Here is a 21,804-nt window from a genome sequence, read left to right on the forward strand (position 1 = left end):
CCCTTCCATGTTTAAAATTAGATTACCTGTATTTTATCTTATCCGGGACAGGCTGTCAATCAAACTAATAGTGGAGGAAAACAGGGGGATGATTGCAAGGCGGCGAAAAAACTTGTATAATAGAGCTTACTTTATTAATACATTAAGGGGATATCATTATGAGTACCAGGATGACAGGCGCCCAGGCAATGGTGAAATGTCTGGAACTGGAAAATATAGGGGTGATTTTTGGATATCCGGGAGCGGCGATCTGTCCATTCTATGACAGTTTGTACTCCTCCCATATCCGCCATATTTTAACCCGCAACGAACAAAACGCCGGCCATGCCGCCAGCGGTTATGCTCGGGTAACAGGAAAACCTTCGGTATGCGTAGCCACTTCCGGACCGGGAGCTACCAATCTGATTACCGCTATGGCTACCGCTTATGTGGACAGCATCCCGTTGGTTGTAATCACCGGACAGGTATCCAGCGATCTTTTGGGCCGAGATGTTTTTCAGGAAGTGGATATTACCGGCGCGGCGGAGCCGTTTACCAAATACAGTTACTTAGTGAAAGACGCAAAGGACCTTCCCCGGGTATTTAAAGAGGCGTTTTATATTGCGTCCACCGGGAGAAAAGGTCCGGTGCTCATTGATGTGCCGGTGGATATCCAGCGGCAGGAAATAGAATTTTTTTATCCAAAACAGGTGGATATCCGTGGATATAAACCTACTTATAAAGGACATATTATGCAGGTCAAACGGGTGGCTCAGGCGATTAAAAATGCAAAACGGCCTCTGCTTTGCATCGGCGGGGGAGTATTTGCCGCCGGAGCGCAAAAGGCGGTGCGCAGCTTCAGCGAAGAGTTTTCTATTCCGGTGGTTTCCACCTTGATGGGGATTGGCGCCATGCCTACCGCACATCCGCTGTATTTCGGAATGTTAGGCAACAATGGGAAGAAATATGCAAATCAGGCGGTGCAGGAAAGCGATCTGCTGATTATTATGGGGGCCAGGGTAGGCGACCGGGCGGTCTCCCGCCCCGCTCTGCTGGAACATACGACATCTATTATTCATATTGATATCGACCCGGCGGAAATTGGAAAAAACCTGGGGACAACCATCCCTTTGGTAGGCGATGTGGGACAGGTTTTGGAACAGCTTACCCAACAAAATCCCCAAGGGGAATACACCCAATGGCTGGCACAGCTGGAAGAGTGGCGCTTACAAGAGCAAACAAAGCAAAAGGAAGAACTTTTCCCAAGAGAAGAGACTAAATTTATAAATCCAAGGGAATTTTTTAATCAGCTTTCTTTCGCTTTGGAAGAGGATGCTGTTTTTGTGTCCGATGTGGGACAAAATCAGATGTGGTCCGCTACCAGCATGGTCATAAAGGAGGGCCGGTTCCTTACTACCGGCGGCATGGGAACCATGGGATATGCCCTGCCAGCGGCAATCGGCGCCAAATTAGCGGCGCCCGACCGCCAGGTGATCGCATCCTGCGGGGACGGGGCGTTCCAGATGTCTATGATGGAACTGGCTACGGTCAATCAGCATCAGATACCCATAAAATTAATAGTTATGAATAACCATTGCCTGGGAATGGTACGGGAAGTACAGACGGTGAGCTATCATGACCGGCAGATAGCTGTGGATCTTGCGGGAGGCCCGCAGATTGAAAAAATCGCAAAAGCATATGACATTCCCTTCCTGCGTCTGGAAGACGCCCGGAAGATGGAAGGGGCGATAAAAGAGTTTATAGCGGCGGATGGGTCCTTCCTTTTGGAATGTATGGTGGACCCCAGAGAAACAACGGTAGCAGAAGGCGAGGATGTATTAGGAGGGCGGATATGAAACAGATTATGTCAGTGCTGGTGGAAAACAAAGCGGGTGTTTTGTCCAGAACCGCGGGATTGTTCGCCCGCCGGGGATTTAATATTGAAAGTTTGGCCGTAGGGGAAACCGAAGATGTTACGATCTCCCGTATGACCATTGTGGTCAATGGGGATGAACGTACCATTGAACAGGTAGAAAAGCAGCTCAACAAACAGATTGACGTGATTAAGGTAAAAACCCTGGAAGTGGATACCGCTACCCGCAGGGAACTGCTTCTTATTAAAATTTATGCCCAGCAGCAAAACCGGGGAGAAATTATTGATATATGCAGTATTATGAATGCTAAAATTGTGGATATGTCCCATACGACCTTAACGATAGAAATGTGCGATCGTCCGGAACGGGTTGCGCTGATGATGGAAATGCTGGCCCCCTATGGAGTGGCCGAAGTAGCCAGGACAGGGATGGTAGCTTTGCAGAAAGGAAGCGAAGCCATCGCTGTGAAAAGGTGAGGAGAACCGCATGAAAAATTTAAAGGGACTGGCAGCGCTGGGCGTTTGTATCGGGATGCTCCTCTGTCCCCTGGGCGGCTGCGCCCCGCGGGGCGTCGGCCTTTCGGCCGCATCCGGCTCCCGCAGCGAGCCGGATCAGCCGCCCTTAAGCAGCAGCTCCCAGCAGGAAGCTTTAAAAGAGAAAATACCGCCTAAAATTTTAATGACGGGGGAAGTGCGCTGGACCAGCGACAGCCAGTATCTGGTGATGCAAAACGGGGACACCCTGGAATACTATAACCGGGACAGCCAGCGGGAAAAAACAGTAAAATTTGACCTGCCCAAAGCAGCCGGCGAATCCGACGATCCGACTATGAGCTGGAATGATGATATGGTGTTTATCCCTAAAGCTTCCTCTGAAGAACAGGCTCCCTGCCGGGTAATGGTGGTAGGCGGCAAGCGCACTTTGGTAAACGCGGGGATTTATACTGCCCAAGGGGAGTTGATTAAGGAGTTTCCCCGGGCCAGCGCACAGGAACTCGCCCCTTTGCAGGAGGCGTACGAACGATCAATCTCCCAAAATGTGGAGCGGGTGTATTGGCTTAACAATGACCAGTTTGTGATTGACACCAAAGCCCGGGTGCTTATTTATAGCATCAGCAGCGATGAACTGACGGTGGTATCCGATATGACCGAGGCGGTCAGAGGCGGGTATACCATAGAAAATTCCTGGGCCTTCGGAACGCAGGAGCATTGGGTTGACCAAGGGAAGTTTTATTATGCGGCCAATACCAAGCCGTTGGATGTTTATCAAAAGACTCTGTTATACGTGATAGGGGAGGATAACCAGCCCCATCAAATATTTAAGGAGGAAGAACTTCCCCCTCATCCCATGTATCAGGTGGAAAACGGCCTGATTACCGTTTATGAGGAGCTGCGGCTGGATTATGATCTTTCAAAGGATGGCTTTGCCGTATGGTATGCCAACACACAGGATTATGAGCTGAAAAAGCTGGGAGATATTATTAACCGGTGGGAAGCTAAAGTGAACTTCGACGGAAGATATTTTTCCTACAGCGATATGGATATCCGGGACACCCTGGATTATACCAAATATTTTCATTGTTACGATCTGCAAACAGGGGAAGATATTGTGCTGACCCCGGAGAAGGTAGAAACGGACACTCCAAAACAGAACAAAACCTTTGAGTATACTCTTATGGATGTGGATACTGCGGATCCGAACAACCTGAAATTTATTTATGGGCGGACGGACATCTTGGAAGAAGGCTCGGCTGTTTATACGAAGAGCGACCTGCAGGTGCATGAGATGGGAAGTGGGATTCAGCATAATTATGGAGAAATTTATGATTTGGGCTGGAGCTGGGCCGAAGAAAGCGCCCTCAGTCCGGATAAGACAGCGGTTTTAAATATCCAGGATCACTTGGAACCCAAAGAGATGATCCTGGAGGATGGATCCACCTGTATGGACATGGAGGTCTCTTTCTATTTTACCATCCTTCCTTTTCAGTAAAATAACAATGTCCTGCCGCGGCCGCGGCAGGACATTGTTATTTTCGAACGGCATGAATAGAATAGATGGGCATTCCCTTAGAGGAAAAGAAGGTTTCATATTCCGTCATAATATTTTCTTTGGCCAAAGGACTGCTGTGTAAATCCTCGGTGGTAAAAATACGCTTCATACAAAAATCAAATTCTCCTAAGGAAAAGCGAAATAAAGGTTCATTGTCCGTTTTAAAATGAATTTCACCCTCAGGAGAAAGCAGGGTAAGATAGGTTTGCAGCCGCTGCCGATAGGTAAGACGGCGTTTATAGTGGCGGTGTTTATGCCAGGGATCGCAAAAATTAATATAAATGCGGTCAATTTCTCCCGGCTCAAAAATATCTGAAAGCAAGGCAGCGTCGTCAATGAGGAACAAAACGTTAGTAAGCCCGGCGGCCACCGCTTTCTCCATAGCTACCAGTCCTACAATTTCTTCCCGTTCCATAGCAATATAATTTATTTCCGGATGCTGAGAGGCCAGAGTAGTGACAAACTGTCCCTTTCCGCATCCGATCTCCAGATGAAGAGGCTGCTCAGGATGAGGAAACAAATCTCGGATCGTCCCTTTTTTTTCAGTTGGGTTGTTAAGCCTTACCTCTTCACAGGCCGCCATCCGCCGGTCTTGATGTTTACGTCGTCTGGGTCTCATCCCAATTTCCCTCCTGTCGTCCTTTTTCCAATACCGCCTGCGCCAGATGAAGGGCGTCCGGATAAGTTGTTAATTTTCCAGCCAGATGCCGCAAACTCGCCGCGCCGCGAAGCCCTTTCATATACCAGGCAGCATGTTTTCTTGCTTCCCGCATACCGCCGCTTTCTCCTTTATACTGGCAGATGAGCTTAAGATGCCGAAGCATCACCTCCATGCGCTTTTCCAAAGTGGGGGAAGCAAGGACAGTCCCATCGGTAAAATATCGATCCACTTGCTCGAACAGCCAAGGGGCTCCTAGGCACCCTCGGCCAATCATTACGAGATCACATTTAGTATAATTATACATATTAACAACTGATTGTATATCAACGCAGTCTCCATTTCCAATTACAGGAATAGAAACGGCCTGTTTGACCGCGGCAATAATGTCTAAGTCTACCGGCGGGGAATACATCTGCTGACGGGTACGGCCGTGAACAGTCAAAGCGGCAGCGCCGCTTTCCTGCATAATATGGGCAAACTCCACCGCGTTGCAATGCTCGTCGTCCCATCCTTTGCGAAATTTTACGGTTACCGGGATATTGACAGAAGACGCTACCGCTTCCGTGATTTCCCCCGCAAGCCGGGGATGTTTCATCAATGCGCTGCCCCCGCCGTTTCCCGCAATTTTTGGGGCGGGGCAGCCCATGTTAATATCAATAACATCGGGAGCGTATTCTAATGCGTTTTTCGCCGCCTGGGCCATAATATAAGGATCATCACCAAATATTTGCACGGCGATGGGATGCTCCTTTTCACCCACTGCTAAAAGCTCAAAGGATTTTTTGCTGTGATAGTGCATTCCTTTGGAGCTGGCCATCTCGCCTACCAGGTAAGACGCGCCGAATTCTTTGCAGATCTCCCGAAAAGCCCGGTCTGCTACCCCGGCCATGGGAGCTAGGGCAGCCGTCCGTTTTATCTCAATAGTTCCGATTTTCATACAAGGCCTCCTGCGGGCAGCTATTCATTGCCCAGCGACAAATATTTTAACAGAAAAGTAATTATATGGCAATCATTTATGGTATAATAAAAAACGAACTAACCCTCAGAAATGCTCGGCCGGTCCCGGACAGCGCGTGGGGATGCGGACCCGCAGGTTTCACTATTGCCAAGCAGTTTTGCCGCCCAGGAGCCGCTTTTACTGAGGTATGATAATTTTTAGACCGATTTACCAATAAAGGAGAATATAGATGAAACTTTTGGCCATCGATGGAAACAGCATCTTAAACCGAGCGTTTTATGGTATTAAACTTCTTACTACAAAAAATGGAGAGTTTACCAACGGCATTTACGGTTTTTTAAGCATCCTTTTGCGGATGCTGGAAGAAACTCAGCCGGACGCGGTTGCTTGTGCATTTGATATGCGGGGGCCAACCTTCCGACACAATATGTTTGATGGATATAAAGCCCAGCGCAAAGGGATGCCGGAAGAATTGGCCTCCCAGATGGACCCGTTAAAAGAACTGTTGACGGCGTTGGGATATAAGATAGTAGAACGGGAAGGGTATGAGGCGGACGATATCCTGGGGACTCTTGCAAAAACCTGTACTGATACGGGAAACCAATGTGTGATCGCCACGGGAGACCGGGATAGTTTACAGCTGATCAATGATAGGGTCACTGTGCGGCTGGCAACGACAAAAGCGGGACAGCCTCACTCTACCATCTATGGCGTGGAAGAGGTGAAAGAAAAATATGGCGTTGCTCCCCAGCAGCTGATCGATGTAAAGGCGCTGATGGGCGACGCCTCTGATAATATTCCCGGGGTGGCGGGGATCGGCGAAAAAACGGCCCTGACTTTGATTTCTTTGTATGGCGATTTGGATTATATCTACGATCATCTGCCGGAGTTGGATATTAAACCCGGGGTACGCAGTAAGCTGGAAGCAGGGAAAGAAATGGCATATACCAGCCGGGATCTTGCACGGATTTATTGTGAATCTCCGGTGGATACCAAGCTGGAAGATTATATCCCTAAACCGGTGGATCATACCAAAGCCGCCCGGCTGCTGGGACGGCTGGAAATGTTCAGTATGATGAACCGGTGGGGGATTGAGAAAGACGCGGGCGGCGGCGATGGGGCTGCGCCCCAGACGCCGCCGAAGTCGGCGCAGGTGCTTTATAACCCTGAAAATGGGGAAGCATTGGCTTTTAAAGAAAAAAGATTGGATTTGCTGGCCGACTTCGGCGGCCCCAGCGCGGTACGCGCTGTCGCCGCCGCCTTGTCTGACGAACAAATTCTCCTGATAGAAGGGGAAGAAAGAGCGACTGCCTTTTTGCGAAAGCTGCTTTCCTCTGAGGCAGAAATCCGGGTGTTTTCCAGCAAACCTATTTATAAATTTACGTATATAAATGATATAAATATACAAAATGTAATATTCGACTGCGAACTAGCCGCTTATCTGCTCAATCCGACCTCCTCCAGCTATGGGGTAAGCCAGCTAGCCGTTGGGTACGAGATTGAGATGAGAGCCATCGAAAATGAGCTGCCGGAGGAATGGAAGCCGTTCGCTCAAGAAGCGGCCGTACAAAGGGAGCTATATGATGTTTTGGAAAAACGGGTAAAAGAAAGCGGGGAGGACAAGCTTCTTTATCAAGTAGAGATGCCTTTGGCCAAGGTTCTTGCACAGATGGAGTGTGAAGGGTTTTCCCTTGACACACAAGCGTTAAAAGAATACGGCAGGGAGTTAGACGGGCGGCTGTTTGAACTGCAAAATGGAATATATGAGTACGCGGGGACGGAATTTAATATTAATTCCCCTAAACAGCTAGGCGAGGTGCTGTTTGGAGAACTGGGCCTTCCCGCAAAGAAAAAGACAAAAAGCGGATACTCCACCAATGCGGAAGTCTTGGAACATTTAAAGGGAAAACATCCTATTGTTGAATTAATCTTGGAATATCGGAAGCTGGCCAAATTAAAATCCACGTATGTAGATGGGCTGCTTAAAGAAGTAGATGCGGACGGGCGGGTGCGTTCTACCTTCCAGCAGACGGAAACCAGAACAGGAAGGATTAGCTCTACGGAACCTAATATGCAAAATATCCCTATCCGCACCAAGGAAGGAAGTAAGCTTCGGAAATTTTTTAAAGCCCGAGAAGGATGGAAGTTAATTGACGCTGACTATTCACAAATTGAACTGCGGGTGTTAGCTTCCATTGCTGATGACAAAAATATGATCGCCGCTTTTAAGCAAGGGGAAGATATCCATACCACCACGGCGGCTCAGGTATTTGGCCTTCCGGAACTGATGGTGACGCCGCTAATGCGTTCCCAGGCAAAGGCGGTTAATTTCGGAATAGTATATGGGATCGGCGCGTTTTCTTTATCCCAGGATATTGGAGTTTCCGTAGCGGAAGCCGACCGATATATTAAAGGGTATCTGGACACCTATTCCGGAGTCAAAAAATATATGGAGGAAACCATTAAGTTCGCCCGGGAAAATGGATATGTAAAGACTCTGTTTGGCCGGCGCAGATATCTGCCGGAACTGTCCGCATCCAATAAAAATACTCAGGCGTTTGGCGAGCGGGTAGCGATGAATACCCCTATCCAGGGGACAGCGGCGGACATTATTAAGATTGCTATGGTTCGGGTAGCTCAGCGGCTGGAAAAAGAAAAAATGAAGGCAAAGCTGATTTTGCAGGTCCATGACGAACTTTTGGTGGAGGCGCCAGAGGAAGAAATTCATATGGCAACCATTATCCTAAAAGAAGAAATGGAACATGCCGCCCAGCTGAAGGTCCCCTTGGAAGCGGATACCAATGTGGGCGGGAATTGGCTGGAGGCCAAATAGTTTCGGCGAAACGGCCCCGGCCGCCGCTGTTTCACAGCGGCCCGCGCCTGCGGCGCGGCGGAGCTTTGCTCCGGGCTGGGGCCGGAACTACCGGTGGCGGCAAGGGACAAGAAAGAAGGAATGGGTATTGCATATACGGGAAATGAGCAGGCGACATATTAAACAGGTAGCTCAGATAGAACAGGCGTGTTTTTCCCAGCCTTGGAGCGAAAAGTCTTTGGAAGCGGAATTGGACAACCCCAACGCTATTTTTCTGGTAGCGGAAGAGGACCATATTGTAGCTGGATATATGGGGATGCACACAGTATTAGATGAGGGTTATATTGCAAACATTGCCATTTCCCAGCAGTTTCGCCGTCGGGGGACAGCGACGCTGCTTACCAAACGGATGATGGAATATGCCAGGGAGAAACAGTTAAGCTTTCTTACTTTGGAAGTACGACAATCCAACGAGGCAGCCATCTCCCTTTACCGGAAGATGGGGTTTGACCAGGTTGGCCAGCGCCGCAATTTTTATGCCAAGCCTTGTGAGGACGCAATTTTAATGACATTGTATTTTAAGCCTCAAGGGCGGGAAGATAAACGGTAATATTCCATATACGGGGCATATTGAAGATGAAAAGATAACTTCCTTCCGGCGGCGCACGAGAAAACACATGAAAATTTTATGGACCTTTTGGACAGCGGGACCGGGTTTCCCTACTAAAACAGCTGAGGTGATAAAGACTTGAAGATATTAGCAATTGAAAGTTCCTGTGATGAAACTGCGGCGGCAGTGGTGGAAGATGGCCGGAAGGTATCTTCCTCGGTGGTAAATTCTCAAATAGCGGAACACAAGATTTATGGCGGGGTTGTACCGGAGATCGCCTCCCGCCGTCATATGGAGAACATTGTCCCGGTGACGCAAGAAGCCTTGTCCCAGGCAGGAATATCCCTGGAAGAGATTGACGCGGTGGGTGTTACCGCGGCGCCGGGATTGATCGGCGCTTTGCTGGTGGGGGTAAACTATGCCAAAGGAATCTGCATGGCTACAGGGAAACCGCTGATCCCGGTGCATCACATCCGGGGGCATGTAGCCGCCAATTATATTGCGTCCCCGGAATTGAAGCCTCCTTTTTTATGTTTGATTGTTTCCGGCGGCCACAGCCATATTGTGGAGGTGCTGGATTACACCCGGTATCGGATCGTGGGATATACCCATGACGATGCGGCGGGAGAGGCTTTTGATAAATCCGCCCGCGCTATGGGCTTCCCATATCCAGGGGGGATCTATATCGACCAGGCGGCTAAACGGGGCGACCCAGGAAAGTACAAGCTTCCTAAGCCACGGGTGGAGGGTTCTCCGTATGATTTTAGCTTTTCTGGGCTGAAAACAGCTGTGATTAACCTTTTGCATAACGCACAGCAAAAAGGGGAAGCTGTTGATAGGGACAGCTTAGCGGCGTCTTTCCAGCAAACTATTTGTGAAATACTTACAGACCATCTGGAAAAGGCGGCCAAGGAATTGGGATACTGTGTAATTACCGCCGCCGGAGGGGTGTCCGCCAATAGCGGGTTAAGATTTTGTTTAGAAAAAATGTGCAGGGAAAACGGATACTCCCTGCATATTCCGCCTCTTTCTCTGTGTGGAGACAACGCAGCGATGGTTGGAGCCCAGGCGTATTTTGAATTTTTGGCAGGAAATACGGCAGGATTTGATTTGAATGCTTCCCCTTCGAAAAATATAGAAACTGGCTTCTCCCTGGAAAGGCCTTTGTAAGAGGAAAATGAAAAACCCAAAAAATTTTTGTAAACTTATTGTTTTTTTGCAAGGTTAACCAAAAAATATTTCATAAATTGTTGATATTTTAACAAAGAGCCATCTTGCAATTTTGCATTCGATCATTTATAATGATATCTGTGGGAAAATTGAATTTGTTGGGGGAAATAATATACAAATTTGTAATTTTCCGGTCAAGGTCTAGTTGAGAGTAAAAATTATATAAGATGAGAGGAGTTAAACCACATGACAAAAAACAAGAATGTCCTGGAGTGGATTGAAGAAATGAAAGCTCTCGTCCAGCCCGACAAAGTTGTCTGGATTGACGGAAGTGAAGAACAGCTCAAAGAAATTCGGAATATTTCTTTGGCCTGCGGCGAAATGGAAGCCTTAAATGAAGAAAAACTTCCTGGCTGCCTGCTGCATAGAACTGCGATTAACGACGTTGCCCGTGTAGAAAATAAAACTTTTATCTGCAGCCGTAAAAAAGAAGACGCCGGCCCGACCAACAACTGGGAAGACCCGAAAGAAATGTACGCCAAGCTGCGCCGCCTGTTTGACGGGGTTATGAAGGGCAGAACCATGTACATTATCCCGTACTGCATGGGACCGATTGGCTCTCCTTTCTCCAAAGTGGGAATTGAAATCACCGATTCCACTTATGTTGTGCTCAACATGGACATTATGACAAGAGTGGGTACAGACGCTTTAAAACAGCTGGGCGATGTTTCCAACGACTTTGTGCGCGGACTTCATTCCAAAGCGGATATCGATGAGGACAATCGCTATATTGTTCATTTCCCGGAAGACAACGCTATCTGGTCTGTGAACTCCGGTTACGGCGGAAACGTGCTTCTCGGCAAAAAGTGCTTTGCTCTTAGAATTGCGTCTTACCAGGCGAAAAATGAAGGCTGGATGGCAGAACATATGCTTATCCTTGGCCTGGAAAATCCCCAGGGTGAAATTAAATATGTGTGCGCGGCCTTCCCCTCCGCCTGCGGAAAAACAAACCTGGCAATGCTGATCCCGCCGGAAGTTTTTGCGAAAAAAGGATATAAAGTTTGGACCGTAGGAGACGATATCGCATGGCTGAGACCCGGCCCGGACGGAAGACTTTGGGCGATCAACCCTGAGAATGGTTTCTTCGGCGTGGCTCCGGGAACCAATATAAAATCCAACCCCAACGCGCTGGCTTCCACACGTAAAAATACCATCTTCACCAACGTGGTTCACAATCTGGACGACAACACTGTTTGGTGGGAAGGCCTGGATAAAAATCCTCCGAAAAACGCGGTTAACTGGAAAGGTGAAAAATGGGACTGCACAGACGGCTCCAAAGGCGCTCATCCCAACAGCCGCTTCACTGCTCCGGCGATCAACTGCCCATGCATCAGCTCAGAGTTTAATAATCCTCAGGGCGTGCCTATCTCTGCAATCGTCTTTGGCGGCCGCCGTGCAAAGACCGCTCCCCTGGTTTATCAGGCGAGAAGCTGGGAACATGGCGTGTTTGTAGGCTCCACCATGGCTTCTGAAACCACTGCCGCCGCTGCCGGCGCCGTAGGCGTTGTACGCCGCGACCCGATGGCAATGCTTCCGTTCTGCGGCTACCATATGGGCGACTACTTCCAGCATTGGCTCGATATGGGCAAAAAGCTGGGCGACAAAGCGCCGAAAATCTTCAATGTTAACTGGTTCAGAACGGACGACGAAGGCCACTTCATCTGGCCGGGCTTTGGTGATAACCTGCGGATTCTTAACTGGATTATTGACCGCTGCGAAGGCAAAGCGGATGCAGTAGAGACTCCGATCGGTTATGAACCGAAACCGGAGGATATCAACCTGGAAGGTCTGGATATTTCAATGGATACTTTGAAAGGCCTGCTTAATGTTGATATCAGCCTGTGGAAAGAAGAAGTTGCCGGCATTAAAGAGTTCTACGGGAAGTTTGGCGACAGACTGCCAAACGAGCTCAAAGAGCAGCTGGCAAAACTGGAAGCAAACTTGGACAAATAACGCTATGAGGACGTTTAGAGATTATAGCACGGTCAGCTCCTGGCGGGGAATTGCAGCTGTGGTTTTTGTAGCCGCCGCTACTATGATCGCCGCAGTATTTGGAGTGATGGCAATGCTGATTATGAACAAAGATCCAAGATAAGCGTGAATGTCGGGCGGGGGTGTATTCTTACACCTCCGCCTTTTATTTATGATAAGGGAGGAACAGATGGATGGACAAACGGCAAAAGGTGTACGAGCGCTTAAAGGAGCTGGGAATTTCTTATGAGGTAACCGAGCATCCGGCGGTATATACCATCGAGGAAATGGAACAGCTGGGGATTGCTTTGAAAGGAGATGTGTGCAAGAATTTGTTTTTACGGGATTATAAAGGCCGCCGGCATTTTTTAGTGGTTCTGCTTAAGGATAAGACGGCGGATCTGAAACATCTGCGCCAAGAGCTGGACAGCACCCCGCTGAGTTTTGCTTCTCCCGAGCGGCTGGAAAAATATCTGGGCCTGCATAAAGGGGAGGTCACCCCGCTGGGGGTGATTAACGATACGCAGGCGCAGGTGGAAGTGGTATTTGACAAGGACTTGGTAAACCGGCCTCGACTGGGGGTGCATCCCAATGACAACACAGCCACTGTTTGGATTTCCTTTGAAGATTTGAAACGAGTGGTAGAAGAAAACGGAAATACGATCCGGTATGCGCAGATATAAAAAGCGTTTTTCCGCCAGCAGAGGGGAAAAACCTTTGATTTGCCGGGCGCGGATATAAAAAAATAACCTGGTGTACACCAGGTTATTTTTTATATTCACGGGCAATCTCATCGGCGATTTCTTGGGCCGGCCGATCGCCGCTTACCCACAGCCCGGCCGCCTTTTGGTACAGCGGGCGCCGAACAGCGAAAACCTCCTCCAGCTGGCGGGGGGTGCTGCGGCGCACTACCGGCCGGGAGCTGTCCTTAATGCGCTCATAGCAGACAGGGAAAGAAGCGTCGATAAACACTACCAGATCCTGGGGGGACAAAACGGCAAGATTACGGGAAAAGGTAAGCGCTCCGCCCCCTGTGGAAACAATACAGCGTATACGCCGGGAAAGTTCGGCAACCGCCTCATGTTCCAGCTGCCGGAAACGCTCCTCCCCCCATTGGGAGAAAATCTCCGGGATAGACATCTGCTGCTTCTGTTCAATCTGCTGGTCCAAGTCGATAAATTCCATAGACAGCTGTTTGGCGAGCAATTTGCCTATGGTAGTTTTTCCGCAGCCCATAAAACCGCAGAGGATAATATTTTTCACTGGCTCTTCTCCCTTTCACAAAGCTGACGGTTCATATCCTCAATCAGCTCGGTGATTTGCGCGGGCTCATATTGACTGCCGTTCCAAATTTCATGGGCAGCCACCGCCTGCCAAACCAGCATATCCATTCCGCCGATTACCCGGCATCCCCGGGCAAAGGCCTTGTTCATCAGCATGGTATGGCGCGGGTTATAGATACAGTCAAAAACCACGGGGATCCCTTGTAAAAACTCCTCCGAGACAGGCATATGGTCCTGATTGGGATACATGCCTACGGGAGTCGCGTTAATAAGCAGACCAAAGGGGCCTTTCAGAGTGGAAATATCCTGCACGGCAATCTGTGCGCCCAGTTTTTCCCGTATTTCCTGTTGCAGCTCCCGGGCGCCGGCAAGCCCGCTTTCCCGAACAGCTACCGATACGTTTCCTCCCTGACGTACAGATTCAATGGCGAACATCCGGCCCACGCCGCCGGCGCCCAGCACGCACACGTCGGTGGCCAGGGAGATCCTGTGGCTTTGCATAGTGCGCACGAAGCCGTCCACGTCGGTGTTATATCCCAAATAGCGCCCGCCGTCGTTTTTTACCACATTGACCGCGCCGTAAAGCTTGGCGCCGTCGCTCAGTTCATCCAGAAAAGGAAGAACCGTCTGCTTATAAGGGATCGTCACATTGAACCCATCCAGAGCTTTAAGCTGTGTTATCCGCTGGGAAAACTCCTCCGGCGGAAAGGAGATCACCGAGTATTCGGCGTCCAGGTTTGCTAAAGCAAACAGCCGGTTGTGAATCGGCGGGGACATGGTGTGGCCCAAAGGATAACCGGTAATAGCGTAATTCATATAGTATCCCTCGATATCAAAAAATTTACCGCTTTATTGTACCACAACCTGCCGTGCTTTTTCCAGTGTTTTCAGATTTTCCACATTCACCGCGGTCACTTGTTTAAATGTGCGCTTGATCAGCATAGTAAGCACTTTATTGGGTCCCAGTTCCACAAAGGTGTCCACTCCGTCGGCAATCATAGCGGAAATTTCCTCGTGGAAATGCACCGGCGATACGAGATGAAGTCCCAAGTACTGGGTCAGATCCTGGGGTTCCCACCGTTTTCCGGTAATGTTGGAATAAAAAGGAAGCGCCGCCTCCCCGGTAGGAATCTGGGACATGGCTTCTTTAAACTCCTGGGCCGCGCCGTCCATCATCTTGGTGTGAAAAGCGCTGGAGACCGCCAGCTTTACCGCTTTGGCGCCCTGCTGGGACAAAACGGCGGCGGCCTGGGCGCAGGCGGACTGTTCCCCGGAAATTACTGTCTGGGAAGGACTGTTGTAATTTACCGGCGTTACAAATCCCTGGGCCTGCCGGCAGGCCAGGGCAACGGAAGCCTCGTCGCTTCCCAGGATAGCGTACATAGCGCCGGCATTTTGTTCACTGGCTTTTTGCATGGCGGCGGCGCGGGCGCCGATAGCCCGAAACCCGTTTTCCAGGGAAAAGGCCCCGGCGGCGGTCAAAGCGGCAAATTCCCCAAGGGAATGTCCGGCGCAGGCGCAGGGGGATACAAACTGGGAAACAACGCGGTAGGCAGCCATGGACACGGCAAAGATCGCGGGCTGGGAAACCTTGGTCTGGGAGAGGACCGCCTCGTCTCCTTCAAAAGAAACCTTCGCCAGATCATACCCCAGGATATCCCCGGCGCACTGGTAGACCTCTTTTGCCTGTTTGAAATTTTCAAAAAGCTCCCGTCCCATCCCGGGATATTGGGACCCCTGACCGCTGAATAAAAACGCTGTTTTCATAAAAATAGACTCCTTCTATAAACAATAGTAATAATGGCTAAAAAAACCGACTAAATATAGTCAGTATAACATGAACAATTTATTAAAAATAGTTTATTTTACTAAAAAATGGTTGACAATATGAGCAGTTTAACAGTATTATAGAAAAAAGAAAATATAACACTTGTTACATTTTTCGAGTTTTATTATAACAACCCCGAGGTAAAATTGCAAGGGGAAATTTAAAGGGCAAAGGAGCCACACCAATGATCGGAATTAAAATCTGCGCCACCGGGCGGTATCTTCCGGGAGAGCCTATACACAACGAGGCGTTTACCTCCATCGTGGAAACCTCCGACGAATGGATCCGCACCCGCACAGGGATTTGCTACCGGCACATCGCCGACGGGGATACCACCTGGCATATGGGAGCTGCGGCCGCCAAGTCCGCGTTGCAGGACGGGGGGATCGATCCGGAGCGGATTGATCTGATTATCGCCAGCTCGCTTACTGGAGATTATGCTACCCCCTCTTTAAGCTGTCTCATCCAAAAAGAAATCGGCGCGCAAAACGCCATGTGTATTGATATCAACTGCGCATGTTCCGGCTTTGTGTACGCTTTGGATATGGCCAGGCGGTATCTTGCCTGCGGGGATGTGGACACTGTGCTGATTGTGGCTTCCGAGATGCTCTCCCGGATCACCGATTATACCGACCGTTCCACCTGCGTGCTGTTCGGCGACGGCGCTGGAGCGTGTATTGTAAAAGCGGCGGAGAAATTGTTCGCCTCCCACCTGGGAGCGGACGGGACAGGGTATGATCTGCTTTACAGCAAAAACGACCCTCCCGCTTCTCCGTTTACCAAAAAACCTTTGATAGAGGACGCCATCTCCAAAACGGACAGGAAACCCCACAGCTTGTTTATGGACGGCAGGGAAGTATATAAGTTTTCCATCAGCGCCATGCCCCAGGCGGTAAGAAAAGCTTGTGAAAAAGCGGGGATTACTCCGGAACAGCTGGATTATATTGTACCCCATCAAGCCAATGTGCGCATTGTGCAGACCGCCATGAAAGCTTTAAAGCTTCCGATGGAAAAAGCCGTGTTATATATTGATAAATATGGAAATACCTCCAGCGCCAGCATCCCCATTGCGCTGGATGCGCTGTGCCGTTCCAAACAGGTAAAGGCGGGAGAAAAACTGTGCGTAGTAGGATTTGGCGCGGGGCTGACTTATGGCGCCGCGGTAATAGAATGTTAGACAGGAGGATCTCACAATGATAAAGACACAAATCACACAACTCTTAGGAATACAGCACCCCATTATTCAGGGAGGGATGGCCTGGGTAGCCGACGCGAAACTGGCAGCGGCGGTTTCCAATGCCGGCGGCCTGGGATTGATCGGCGCGGCCAACGCCCCGGCGGATGTGGTGGAAAAGATGATTTTGCAGGCGAAAAGTCTGACAGATAAGCCTTTTGGTGTGAATATTATGCTGATGAGCCCCTATGCCCAGCAGGTAGCGGAGCTTTGCGCGCGGGAAAAGGTAAAGGTTGTAACCACCGGCGCGGGCAATCCGGGCAAGTATATGGAAATGTGGAAAAATCAAGGAATTAAGGTGATTCCGGTGGTTCCCTCCGTAGCTTTAGCGAAACGGATGGAACGGGCGGGAGCCGACGCGGTCGTGGCGGAAGGCACGGAAAGCGGCGGACATATCGGAGAGGCCACCACCATGTGCCTGGTCCCCCAGGTGGTGGACGCGGTTTCCATCCCGGTGATCGCCGCAGGCGGCATTGCCGACGAACGGGGGATGACGGCGGCGTTTGCCTTAGGCGCTCAGGCGGTTCAGATGGGGACCATTTTTGTGTGCGCCGAGGAAAGCCCGGCCCACCTGAACTTTAAACAAATGATTGTGAACGCCAAGGACACGGATGTAACGGTTACCGGCCGGGCAGGCGGCGCGCCCATTCGTTCCTTAAAAACAAAATTCACAAAAAGGCTGCTTGCTATGGAAAAGGAAGGAGCCAGTTTTGAGGAGTTTGAAAAGGCGGCGGTGGGCTCCCTTCGCCGCGGAGTGCAGGAAGGGGATATGGAAACCGGCACCTTTATGGCCGGACAGATTTCCGGATTGATAAAAGAGATTGCTCCGGCCAAAGAAATCGTAGAGCGGCTGGTAAAAAATACCGAGGACCTGCTTGCTCACCTCATGGAAAAAAGGGGGATTACCATTGAATAAGACAGCGCTGATTACGGGTTCCAAACAAGGAATTGGAAAAGCGATCGCCCTGGCTTTTGCCAAAGCGGGTTATGATGTGGCGGTTAACTGCCGCAACGAGGACGGTGTGCCTGCAGCGATGGAAGTGGTAAAACAGTGCCGTAAAACCGGAGTGGACGCGGATTGTTTTGCGGCGGATGTTTCTGACTTTGCCCAATGCGGCGACCTGGTAAAGAAGGTGGCTTCCCGGTTCGGCAGTGTGGATGTACTGGTCAACAACGCGGGGATTACCAAAGACGGGCTGATCGCCAGGATGAGCGAAGAGCAGTATGACAGCGTCATTGCCGCCAATCAGAAAAGTGTGTTTAATATGACCCGGCATATATCTGGAATAATGATTAAACAAAAAGGCGGCAGGATCATCAACATTACTTCGGTTTCCGGACTATATGGCAATGCCGGACAGTTTAACTATTCCGCCTCCAAAGCGGCGATCATAGGGATGACCTATACGGCGGCAAAGGAGCTGGGGGGCCGGGGCATTACCGTAAACGCGATTGCTCCGGGATTTATAGAAACGGATATGACAGGCAAGCTTTCGGAGAAAATAAAAGAAAGCATTGTGGCTTCCACCTCCCTAAAACGTATGGGACAGCCCCAGGAAGTAGCGGATCTGGCGGTATTTTTAGCGAGCGAAGCAGCCGGATATATTACAGGCCAGGTGATCTGTGTAGACGGCGGATTAATGATGTAAATAAAGGAGCGACGTCCCTTATGAAACGTGTAGTAATTACTTCCACCGGCGTAGTAACTCCCGTCGGTTTAAATACGCAGGAGTACTGGGAAAGCTTAATTTGCGGAAAAAATAATTTCGCGCCTATCTCAGCTTTTGACACGACTGATTTTGATGTTAAATATGCGGCGGAAATCAAAGAGTGGGATCCGGCTGCTATGGGAATTTCCAAGAAGGAAGCGCGCCGGATGGATCGGTATACCCAGTTTGCCATGGCTGCCGCAAAAATGGCCGTCCAAGAGGCGGGAGATCTTTCCGGGACAGATCCTTTCCGGATCGGCGTTATTGTGGGCAGCGGGATCGGCGGCTTTATTTCCATGGTAAACGAACATGAAAAATTTTTGGAAAAAGGACCCGACCGGGTATCGGTGTTTTTAATCCCTATGATGATCCCCAATATGGCGGCGGGGCAGATTGCTATTGAATATGGATTTAAAGGGGATAACTTCAGTACGGTAACCGCCTGCTCCTCCGGGGCCCACGCCATTGGCGAAGCATTCCATAAGATTAAATATGGATACTTAGATATGTGTCTAGCGGGAGGGGCGGAAGCGGCCATCTGTGAATTTGCTATGGCTGGGTTTAATAATATGGGGGCGCTGACCAAGGGCGCCGACCCGGCCAGATTGTCGATCCCTTTTGATAAGCAAAGAAGCGGCTTTGTTATGTCCGAAGGGGCGGGACTTGTGATGCTGGAGGAATATGAACACGCGAAGACCAGAGGAGCGAACATACTGGGAGAAATTGTAGGCTATGGTTCCACTGCCGACGCATACCATATTACCAGTCCATCGCCAGATGGAGAGGGCGCGGCCCGAGCGATGGTAAACGCTGTTGCGGATGCGGGAATCCAGCTCCAGGAGGTGGATTATATCAATGCCCATGGAACCTCTACCCCGCTAAACGATCATTATGAAACGGTGGCGATTAAAAGAGCCTTCGGGGAGCACGCATATAAACTGGCGGTGAGTTCTACCAAGTCAGTTACCGGTCATATGCTTGGCGCGGCAGGCGGTATTGAAGCGGTTGCTTCTGTCAAAGCTTTACAGGAGGGGATACTTCCTCCTACCGCCGGCTATCAGGAGGCGGATGAAAACTGTGATCTGGATTATGTGACCGAGGGAGCCAGGAAAGCGGATATCAAATACGCTCTTTCCAATTCCTTGGGCTTTGGGGGGCACAATGCCACATTATTATTTAAAAGATATGAGGGATAAGATATGAGCGAATTTACGGTAAGCGAAATTAAGGAGCTTATCAAAGCGGTGCAGGAAAGTAAAATCGCCGGACTTGTGTATGAAACGCAAGAATTTAAATTAAAAATTGACGGAAAAAAAGAAAAGATCCTGCAGAGTGCAGCTTCCGCACCCATGCAGCAGGCGCCGGTGGTAGTAGCCGCTACTGCCGCTTCCCAGGGGGACGGCGGCGCAGAGGTATCTGTTTCCAGTTCTGCGCAGGATGCTTCCAAGCTGATTACCTCTCCCATTGTAGGCACCTATTATAACTCCCCGGCACCGGATCAGGAGCCGTTTGTGGAGGTGGGCCAGCATGTGGGAAAAGGGGATGTTGTATTCATTATTGAATCCATGAAGGTTATGAACGAAGTACCCAGTGAATTTTCCGGAACAGTAGCGGAAATTTTAGTGCAAAACGGCCAGGCGGTAGAATTTGGGCAGCCAATATTACGGCTGGAATAGGAGAAGACGATGGCGTTATTAAATAAACAGCAGATTATGGAAATTATTCCTCACCGGGACCCATTTTTACTTATTGATGAAGTGTTGGAGTTGGAGCCGGGCAAACGGGTAGTGGCAAAAAAATATATTAAACCGGATGAATACTGGTTTAAAGGGCATTTTCCAAGTTATCCCGTGACGCCGGGAGTGCTGGTTGTGGAAATGCTGGCGCAGGCCGGCGCAGTGTGCGCTTTGTCGCTGCCGGAAAACAAAGGAAAGATCGCTTTCTTTACCGGGATCGACAAAACAAGAATTCGCCGCAACGTCCTGCCTGGAGAAACCCTGACCCTGGAGGTGGAGATCATGAAAACCAAAGGACCTATCGGTATCGGGAAAGCGGTGGCTACGGTGGACGGAAAAAAAGCCGTTACCGGAGAGATCTCCTTCGCTTTAGGAAAGTAAGAGATCATCGGGCCGCCCGCGGGCGCGCATGCGCCCACGGGCCCGGACAAAGTCCGGGCGCCGTCTTGGAGCGAAGCTCCAAGGCGGGCGGCCTAGTACAGAGTGACAGAGGTTAGAGTATGTTTAATAAAGTACTGATTGCCAACCGGGGGGAGATTGCGGTACGTATTATCCGAGCCTGCCGGGAATTGGGGATACGCACGGTAGCGGTATGCTCCACAGCGGACAAAGCCGCCCTGCACGCTCAGATTGCAGACGAGTGCGTATGTATTGGTCCGGCCGCGTCCAGGGACAGCTATTTGAATATGCCTGCAATTTTGGCCGCCTGTGAGCAGACCGGAGCGGACGCAATTCATCCGGGATTTGGATTTTTATCGGAAAACGCTCATTTTGCCCGTCTGTGCGGCGTGTGCGGAATAAAGTTTATCGGGCCCTCCCCAGCGGCCATTGAGCTTTTGGGGGACAAAGCCAGAGCGAAGTCCACGATGAAAGCGGCTGGGGTACCGGTGGTTCCTGGTTCCGAAGGAACCGTGGATACGCCGGCTCAGGCCAGACAGCTGGCCCAGGAGATCGGCTGCCCGGTGATGGTGAAAGCCAGTGCCGGCGGAGGCGGACGGGGAATACGCATTGCTTACACCTTAGACCAGGTGGAAGGGGCGTTTACCGCGGCCCGTCAGGAAGCGCTGGCTTGTTTTGGCAGCGGCGATATTTATATGGAAAAGTTCCTGGTAAATCCCCGGCATATAGAAATTCAGATTCTGGGGGATCAACAGGGAAATGCTATCCATCTGGGGGAACGGGACTGTTCAGTACAGCGCCGCAATCAGAAAATGATTGAGGAATGTCCGTCTCCGGCCCCAATGATGACCCGGGAACTCCGGGAAAAAATGGGCCAGGCGGCGATTAAAGCGGTGAAGGCCGCCGGCTATTATAATGCGGGGACCATAGAGTTTCTTTTGGATGAACAGGGCGAGTTTTATTTTATGGAAATGAACACCCGAATCCAGGTGGAACATCCGATCACTGAGCTGGTGACGGGAGTAGATATTGTCAAACAGCAGCTTTACATCGCCGCGGGGGAAGAGCTGAAGCTGAAACAGGAAGAAATTCATATGAACGGCCACGCTATTGAATGCCGTATCAACGCGGAAAATCCGGCATTGGGATTTCGTCCATGTCCGGGGAAAATTACCTCCCTTTATATGCCCGGAGGCCCGGGTGTGCGCATTGACAGCGCTGTGTACGGCGGATATACGATTCCGCCTTATTACGACTCTATGATCGCGAAACTGATCGTATACGCCCCTACCCGCCGGGAGGCCATTATGAAGATGCGCTGGGCCTTGGCGGAATTTATTGTGGACGGGGTGGACACCAATATCGATTTTCAGATCTCCCTTCTTCACGCCCCGCAGTTTGAACAGGGGGAGTATGACATTGGTTTTTTAGACCGGTTTAACCGGGAATAGATGGTATGAGTGCTGCTGGC

At 50.2% G+C, this 21,804-nt stretch carries 21 protein-coding genes; 16 read left to right on the forward strand and 5 right to left on the reverse strand.

What is annotated here, in order from left to right; all coding sequences use genetic code 11:
- The first annotated feature begins 158 nt into the window (after nt 1-158).
- From ilvB to H8705_RS09975, 3 genes are read left to right on the forward strand one after another with little or no spacing between them, the layout of a single operon-like run.
- On the forward strand, nt 159-1,835 hold the full coding sequence (gene ilvB / locus H8705_RS09965; RefSeq protein ID WP_262395620.1) for a biosynthetic-type acetolactate synthase large subunit: 1,677 nt from the start codon (nt 159-161) through the stop codon (nt 1,833-1,835).
- Complete coding sequence (gene ilvN / locus H8705_RS09970; protein WP_262395621.1) at nt 1,832-2,329, forward strand: acetolactate synthase small subunit; 498 nt, start codon at nt 1,832-1,834, stop codon at nt 2,327-2,329. Before ilvB ends, ilvN begins: the two co-directional genes overlap by 4 nt.
- A gap of 10 nt (nt 2,330-2,339) precedes the next feature.
- Nucleotides 2,340-3,842 (forward strand): hypothetical protein, encoded by a 1,503-nt coding sequence (locus tag H8705_RS09975; protein ID WP_262395622.1) that lies wholly within the window; start codon nt 2,340-2,342, stop codon nt 3,840-3,842.
- A 37-nt stretch (nt 3,843-3,879) separates the two neighbouring features.
- On the opposite strand, the gene trmB is transcribed toward H8705_RS09975, so the two are convergent.
- Nucleotides 3,880-4,521: a tRNA (guanosine(46)-N7)-methyltransferase TrmB gene (trmB, locus tag H8705_RS09980; protein ID WP_262395623.1), complete on the reverse strand. Its 642-nt coding sequence runs from the start codon at nt 4,519-4,521 to the stop codon at nt 3,880-3,882.
- Complete coding sequence (dusB, locus tag H8705_RS09985) at nt 4,502-5,500, reverse strand: tRNA dihydrouridine synthase DusB (protein WP_262395624.1); 999 nt, start codon at nt 5,498-5,500, stop codon at nt 4,502-4,504. Before dusB ends, trmB begins: the two co-directional genes overlap by 20 nt.
- Nucleotides 5,501-5,750: 250 nt before the next feature.
- Here dusB and polA point away from each other — a divergent pair, with 250 nt between their 5' ends.
- The 6 genes from polA (at nt 5,751) to H8705_RS10015 (ending at nt 12,827) form a co-directional block, all read left to right on the forward strand.
- Entirely contained in the window at nt 5,751-8,354 is a 2,604-nt protein-coding gene (gene polA / locus H8705_RS09990; RefSeq protein WP_262395625.1) for a DNA polymerase I, read from the forward strand.
- Between the two features lie 127 nt (nt 8,355-8,481).
- Nucleotides 8,482-8,943 carry a ribosomal protein S18-alanine N-acetyltransferase gene (gene rimI / locus H8705_RS09995; RefSeq protein WP_262395626.1) on the forward strand — a complete coding sequence of 154 codons (462 nt, stop codon included), beginning with the start codon at nt 8,482-8,484 and terminating at the stop codon, nt 8,941-8,943.
- Nucleotides 8,944-9,081: 138 nt separating this feature from the next.
- Nucleotides 9,082-10,113 (forward strand): tRNA (adenosine(37)-N6)-threonylcarbamoyltransferase complex transferase subunit TsaD, encoded by a 1,032-nt coding sequence (gene tsaD, locus H8705_RS10000; protein WP_262395628.1) that lies wholly within the window; start codon nt 9,082-9,084, stop codon nt 10,111-10,113.
- Between the two features lie 246 nt (nt 10,114-10,359).
- On the forward strand, nt 10,360-12,126 hold the full coding sequence (locus H8705_RS10005; protein WP_262395629.1) for a phosphoenolpyruvate carboxykinase (GTP): 1,767 nt from the start codon (nt 10,360-10,362) through the stop codon (nt 12,124-12,126).
- Nucleotides 12,127-12,130: 4 nt separating this feature from the next.
- Complete coding sequence (locus H8705_RS10010; RefSeq protein ID WP_262395630.1) at nt 12,131-12,268, forward strand: hypothetical protein; 138 nt, start codon at nt 12,131-12,133, stop codon at nt 12,266-12,268.
- A gap of 70 nt (nt 12,269-12,338) precedes the next feature.
- Nucleotides 12,339-12,827 carry a prolyl-tRNA synthetase associated domain-containing protein gene (locus H8705_RS10015; RefSeq protein ID WP_262395631.1) on the forward strand — a complete coding sequence of 163 codons (489 nt, stop codon included), beginning with the start codon at nt 12,339-12,341 and terminating at the stop codon, nt 12,825-12,827.
- A gap of 82 nt (nt 12,828-12,909) precedes the next feature.
- On the opposite strand, the gene H8705_RS10020 is transcribed toward H8705_RS10015, so the two are convergent.
- The 3 genes from H8705_RS10020 to fabD are packed head-to-tail and all read right to left on the reverse strand — an operon-like array spanning nt 12,910 to nt 15,194.
- A complete protein-coding gene (locus H8705_RS10020) occupies nt 12,910-13,407 on the reverse strand; it encodes a shikimate kinase (protein ID WP_262395632.1) in 498 nt (165 codons plus the stop codon).
- A complete protein-coding gene (gene aroE / locus H8705_RS10025) occupies nt 13,404-14,243 on the reverse strand; it encodes a shikimate dehydrogenase (RefSeq protein ID WP_262395633.1) in 840 nt (279 codons plus the stop codon). The genes H8705_RS10020 and aroE overlap by 4 nt, the downstream gene beginning before the upstream one ends.
- Nucleotides 14,244-14,276: 33 nt before the next feature.
- On the reverse strand, nt 14,277-15,194 hold the full coding sequence (fabD, locus tag H8705_RS10030) for an ACP S-malonyltransferase (RefSeq protein WP_262395634.1): 918 nt from the start codon (nt 15,192-15,194) through the stop codon (nt 14,277-14,279).
- 245 nt (nt 15,195-15,439) lie between these two features.
- Between fabD and H8705_RS10035 the strand changes: the two genes are divergently transcribed.
- The 7 genes from H8705_RS10035 (at nt 15,440) to accC (ending at nt 21,784) form a co-directional block, all read left to right on the forward strand.
- Nucleotides 15,440-16,432 (forward strand): 3-oxoacyl-ACP synthase III family protein, encoded by a 993-nt coding sequence (locus H8705_RS10035; protein WP_262395635.1) that lies wholly within the window; start codon nt 15,440-15,442, stop codon nt 16,430-16,432.
- Nucleotides 16,433-16,451: 19 nt separating this feature from the next.
- Nucleotides 16,452-17,405, forward strand: a complete 954-nt coding sequence (gene fabK, locus H8705_RS10040; protein ID WP_262395772.1) for an enoyl-[acyl-carrier-protein] reductase FabK — start codon at nt 16,452-16,454, stop codon at nt 17,403-17,405.
- The gene (gene fabG, locus H8705_RS10045; RefSeq protein WP_262395636.1) at nt 17,398-18,138 is read left to right on the forward strand and encodes a 3-oxoacyl-[acyl-carrier-protein] reductase; all 741 of its coding nucleotides are present in this window, start codon (nt 17,398-17,400) and stop codon (nt 18,136-18,138) included. Before fabK ends, fabG begins: the two co-directional genes overlap by 8 nt.
- Nucleotides 18,139-18,158: 20 nt before the next feature.
- On the forward strand, nt 18,159-19,394 hold the full coding sequence (fabF, locus tag H8705_RS10050; RefSeq protein WP_262395637.1) for a beta-ketoacyl-ACP synthase II: 1,236 nt from the start codon (nt 18,159-18,161) through the stop codon (nt 19,392-19,394).
- Nucleotides 19,395-19,397: 3 nt separating this feature from the next.
- Nucleotides 19,398-19,874, forward strand: coding sequence for an acetyl-CoA carboxylase biotin carboxyl carrier protein (accB, locus tag H8705_RS10055; protein ID WP_262395638.1), 477 nt, complete (start codon nt 19,398-19,400; stop codon nt 19,872-19,874).
- A 9-nt stretch (nt 19,875-19,883) separates the two neighbouring features.
- Nucleotides 19,884-20,315: a 3-hydroxyacyl-ACP dehydratase FabZ gene (gene fabZ / locus H8705_RS10060; protein WP_262395639.1), complete on the forward strand. Its 432-nt coding sequence runs from the start codon at nt 19,884-19,886 to the stop codon at nt 20,313-20,315.
- Nucleotides 20,316-20,434: 119 nt separating this feature from the next.
- On the forward strand, nt 20,435-21,784 hold the full coding sequence (gene accC / locus H8705_RS10065; protein ID WP_262395640.1) for an acetyl-CoA carboxylase biotin carboxylase subunit: 1,350 nt from the start codon (nt 20,435-20,437) through the stop codon (nt 21,782-21,784).
- Nucleotides 21,785-21,804: the final 20 nt, after the last annotated feature.

The sequence above is a fragment of the Youxingia wuxianensis genome, assembly GCF_014385085.1.
Taxonomy (GTDB): domain Bacteria; phylum Bacillota; class Clostridia; order Oscillospirales; family Ruminococcaceae; genus Youxingia; species Youxingia wuxianensis.